Raw genomic sequence first — 4,302 nt, 5'->3', positions numbered from 1 at the left:
CTTGGCAAGGTCGTGCTCTACCAACTGAGCTATTTTCGCGTTTTTTGCAAATTAACTTGGCAAGTTGTTGCCTACCCCACGATAGCTATCGTGGTAAGCTATTTTCGCGTTTCAATAATTGCAATTTGGCTTTCAACCTTTGCTGAATTTTTATTGCGGATGCAAAAATAGTTCTATTTTTTATTTGCGCAAGAAATAGGTTCGCAATTTATTCAATTTTCTATTTTTGTTTTAATATGCGTACTTGAAATTGCTTGGGTTTATTAGAATTGAATCTGGTTTCAAAACACAGTTCTTGTATCTAAAAAAAACGAATTACTATAAATGATTTATGGCTTCTGAGAAATATTCATATGACTGTAAAACTATAAGAATTTAATAGTTGTTGTGAAAATGAATAATTAGCTCTTTTTTAAATAATGGAATTTATTAGTAAGCGTCATAATTCAGAAATAGATAAATCAATAGCAGTTTTACCTTTTGTTAATATTAGTGCAGATCCCAATAATGAATATTTTAGTGATGGGATTACTGAAGAGATAATTAATGCTCTTACTAAAATTGATGGTTTAAAGGTGATTGCCCGCACATCTTCGTTTTCATTTAAGGGGAGTAATCAGGATATAAGAAGCATTGGTAAAGCCTTGGGTGTAAGTTCTATATTAGAAGGTAGTGTCAGAAAAGTAAATAATCGTGTACGTATTACTGCACAGTTAATAAATGCCCGTGATGGTATTCACTTCTGGTCGCAAAATTTCGATCGTGAACTGAATGATATTTTTGAGTTACAAGATGAAATTAGCCTTTTAATTGCCAATCAGATAAGAGATAATTTTGGTCATTTTAATATTCAGGAGCATTTAGTAATTACAGAAACAAGCAATGTTACGGCATATGAAATGTATCTTAAAGGTCATTACTACCAACTAAAATGGGATGCTGATTCAATAAAGAAGGCTATTGAATATTATCAAATGTCAGTTGAATTAGATACGAAGTTTGCGCGCTCCTACTATGGTTTAGTACAATGTTATGGTCTGTTGGCAGCATGGGGGTATATGCATTCATCTGAAGGCTTTGCAAAAGCTATCGACAATTTTTTAATAGCCAGTGATTTGAATAAATCACTTCCGGAATATGGACAATCCTTTGTAGGTAGAGCATTTTGGATGGAATGGGATTTTCAGGCAACCTATAATCAGTTATTAAAAACATTATCACAGTATCCCAAATATACGGATGGTTTAGAGGCCATGGCTGAACTTTTTATAGCTCATGGAAAATGGAAAATGGCCGAGGTTTATATAAGGCGTGCCATGGATGTAGATCCTTTATCAGCCAATCATTTTTATACTTTGGCCAATATTCAGTATTATCAGAAGAAATTTGATCTCGCTCTGACTTTTATTGAAAAATCATTGTCGATAAATCCTGACCTTGCCCTTGCAAAAGAACTAAAAGCTTTATGCTTTATTTGGTTAGGTAGAAAGAATGATTTTGAAAAATTAATGAAGAGTTATGATAATTCGGAGTTGCAAAGGTTATTGTATGAGGTAATTAACCATGGAATAAATTCGTTATCTGAAGAACTTTTAAATAACTGGAAGACTGTTATTGATGATACTAAACAGTTGGTTCCCTATGAATTATATATATTAGCCAATACTCAGCATAGATTTGAAGCATTAGAGTTACTACGCTTGTATATTAAGCAAAAAAGAGGCCAGATAATTAACTTCCGGTTTGACCCATTACTGGTTAACCTTCAGGAGAATGATGAATTTCATCATTTATATCCATCACAACTTTTACTTGAGATAGAATCAAATATTCATTCAGTTTCTAAAAATAAAACAAATACCAGTTTGGCAGAACTGGATGAGCAAATGAATATGCTCAAACATTATTTTGATAAAGAAAAACCTTACCTGGATTCTATGATGAGCCTGACTATTCTGGCAAAAGCTATTAATTTTCATCCCAATAAGCTATCATATCTGATTAATGAAAAAACAGGAATGAATTTTAACGAATTCGTTAATCATTATAGACTAGCGTATTTTAAAGAAATTGCATTGAATATAGAGAATAATAATTTGTCCCTGTTAGGATTAGCTTACGAAAGTGGCTTTAACTCAAAATCCGTATTTAATGCATTTTTTAAGAAGGTAGAAAATACAACACCTAATATCTGGCTTAAAAAGGCTAGGCAAAAAAAATGTTAATTCATATCTTAAAAAGGTCCTAATTCTCATTGATTTGTCCTGAATTATAAATTCGGACGATTACATCTTTTATTAGTTGCAGCTTTGTATCATTAGTTATTGAAAATAAATACTACAATTTAATTCAATTATGATGAGAAGAAGTTTAAAACAAAAAAGGACGATTTTAAAAATTGTATTGATACTAATCTATATTATTCTTGTTTATGGAATAACTGAAGCCCAAAATCAGGATAACGAAAAAGTAAAGTCAAAGGAAAGATGGATAAGTCCATCCAAAACGGCTATTAATGTTTGTCCGGGAGGAATAGTATTCGGGTTCTACTCAGCTAATTTAGAACATCTTATTGGAAAAAATCACGGAATTGTATTGAGAGGTGATTTAGAAACAATTCCTGGTACATATTCAGATGCTAACATTGATGCCAATGGGAAAGCAATTATTCTTAATTACAGATATCATATTGGTGGAGGTTTAAACTCCTTTTATGCGGGTACCTATGGCCGATATCGTAAGATTAAAGGAGAAGGAATGACTGAAAATGATGGATTTGACTTATCTTTACCAGAATTTACAATTGGCCTGAATGCTGGTAAACGATGGATTTGGAAAAGCGGAATAACACTAAATTTTGCACTCGGGTACGGTTATTCATTTGACAATCTTAAAGTAAATAACCCTAGTGTTGAAGCAATTGATGCCATCGAAGTATTTCGTGATGAATATACCTTTATGAGTGGTTTTTTAGGGGAACTTTCTATTGGTTATACATTTTGATATGTTTTTTATCTAAACTACAATAGTACACCCTTTGTTACATTACTGTATTGACTTTATTAAGACAATTATTGTTCTTCAATATTGGATTCAAAATTAAGTATGAGTTTCTTAATTCTCATTAATAAAGTGTATTAAAATAAAATTGTAAAAATGGCTTTAAAATCTTTGAAATGCCAATTAGGATAAGTTAACCCCCTGATTGGAAGAGAGTTGGGATTTTTAGTTTATTGCGTTTATTCTATCGTCGAAGACTTATGGTCCAATAGAATTTTTTCTGACAGCAATGGCTTTTTATATGTTAGAACAGCAATATGGTTCCAAAGAACTAACAGACTATTTTTTATATTTGAATCTGAAAAAAAAACAGTGAAAATTTATAATTATCTGCACTCTCTTTAAGATTTGTTATTTTTATTAAAAATACATCTGAATGGATATACCAAACAAAGACAATCAATTTCCATTAGCTCATTATAATAAGTTAGTTTTCTTAAAAAATATCATTTCCCAACCGAATATTGTGGTGGGTGACTATACTTATTATGATGACTTTGTAAATCCAGAAAATTTTATTCGAAATGTTAAGTACCATTTTGATTTTGTGGGTGATAAACTAATTATTGGAAAGTTTTGCATGATTGCATCGGATGTTACTTTTATTATGAATGGGGGTAATCATCTAAGTAAATCTATAAGTGCTTATCCTTTTGCAATTTTTGGAGGTGATTGGAAAGATGCAATGAAAGACAAAACTTATCCGTATAAAGGTGACACCATAATAGGAAATGATGTTTGGCTCGGTTATAATACAACTATTATGCCTGGTGTGAAAATAGGAGATGGCGCTATTATTGCTTCGAACTCAACAGTTGTGAAAAATGTTGAACCATATTCAATAGTTGGTGGTAACCCGGCAAGACTGATTCGAAAACGGTTTTCTGATGAGAGTATTCAAATACTTCTAAAACTAAAATGGTGGGAATGGGATATTGAAAAAATCACTCAATCAATAAAAATACTAACAGGAAATGATGTTGATGCTTTGAAAAATCTATATAATATGTAAGTTACATAGCAGTTGTATTAAAACTTATTCATTAATGCTCATTTGCATCATAGTCAAAGAATATTACAATTATAATAACGTAACCAATAATTATAAAACAAAAAAGCGCTAAAAACTTTCGTCTTAAGCGCTTTTGTACCCGAGGCGGGACTTGAACCCGCACGACCTAATGGTCACAGGATTTTAAGTCCTGCGTGTCTACCAATTCCACCACTCGGGCATCCTTGTGA

Annotated in this window: 3 protein-coding genes and 1 tRNA gene; 3 read left to right on the top strand and 1 reads right to left on the bottom strand. The window is 31.7% G+C overall.

The window, feature by feature from the left end; translation table 11 throughout:
* Positions 1 to 419: 419 nt before the first annotated feature.
* The 3 genes from ACRD62_RS22195 (at position 420) to ACRD62_RS22185 (ending at position 4,072) form a co-directional block, all read left to right on the top strand.
* Positions 420 to 2,225 (top strand): helix-turn-helix domain-containing protein, encoded by a 1,806-nt coding sequence (locus ACRD62_RS22195; protein ID WP_430822275.1) that lies wholly within the window; start codon positions 420 to 422, stop codon positions 2,223 to 2,225.
* Between the two features lie 133 nt (positions 2,226 to 2,358).
* Complete coding sequence (locus tag ACRD62_RS22190; RefSeq protein WP_430822274.1) at positions 2,359 to 3,003, top strand: hypothetical protein; 645 nt, start codon at positions 2,359 to 2,361, stop codon at positions 3,001 to 3,003.
* Positions 3,004 to 3,436: 433 nt separating this feature from the next.
* Positions 3,437 to 4,072, top strand: coding sequence for a CatB-related O-acetyltransferase (locus ACRD62_RS22185; RefSeq protein ID WP_430822273.1), 636 nt, complete (start codon positions 3,437 to 3,439; stop codon positions 4,070 to 4,072).
* Positions 4,073 to 4,208: 136 nt separating this feature from the next.
* On the opposite strand, the gene ACRD62_RS22180 is transcribed toward ACRD62_RS22185, so the two are convergent.
* Positions 4,209 to 4,292, bottom strand: a tRNA-Leu gene (locus ACRD62_RS22180).
* Positions 4,293 to 4,302: the final 10 nt, after the last annotated feature.

The organism is Carboxylicivirga caseinilyticus, from assembly GCF_050589785.1.
Classification (GTDB): Bacteria; Bacteroidota; Bacteroidia; order Bacteroidales; family Marinilabiliaceae; genus Carboxylicivirga; species Carboxylicivirga caseinilyticus.
Note: the sequence above shows the minus strand (reverse complement) of the source record. Positions and strands in the feature narration are given on the sequence as shown.

Excerpts from the sequence above, each read along its gene's own strand:
- ACRD62_RS22195 (WP_430822275.1), top strand. The coding sequence starts at position 420 with ATGGAATTTATTAGTAAGCGTCATAATTCAGAAATAGATAAATCAATA.
- ACRD62_RS22190 (WP_430822274.1), top strand. The coding sequence starts at position 2,359 with ATGAGAAGAAGTTTAAAACAAAAAAGGACGATTTTAAAAATTGTATTG.
- ACRD62_RS22185 (WP_430822273.1), top strand. The coding sequence starts at position 3,437 with ATGGATATACCAAACAAAGACAATCAATTTCCATTAGCTCATTATAAT.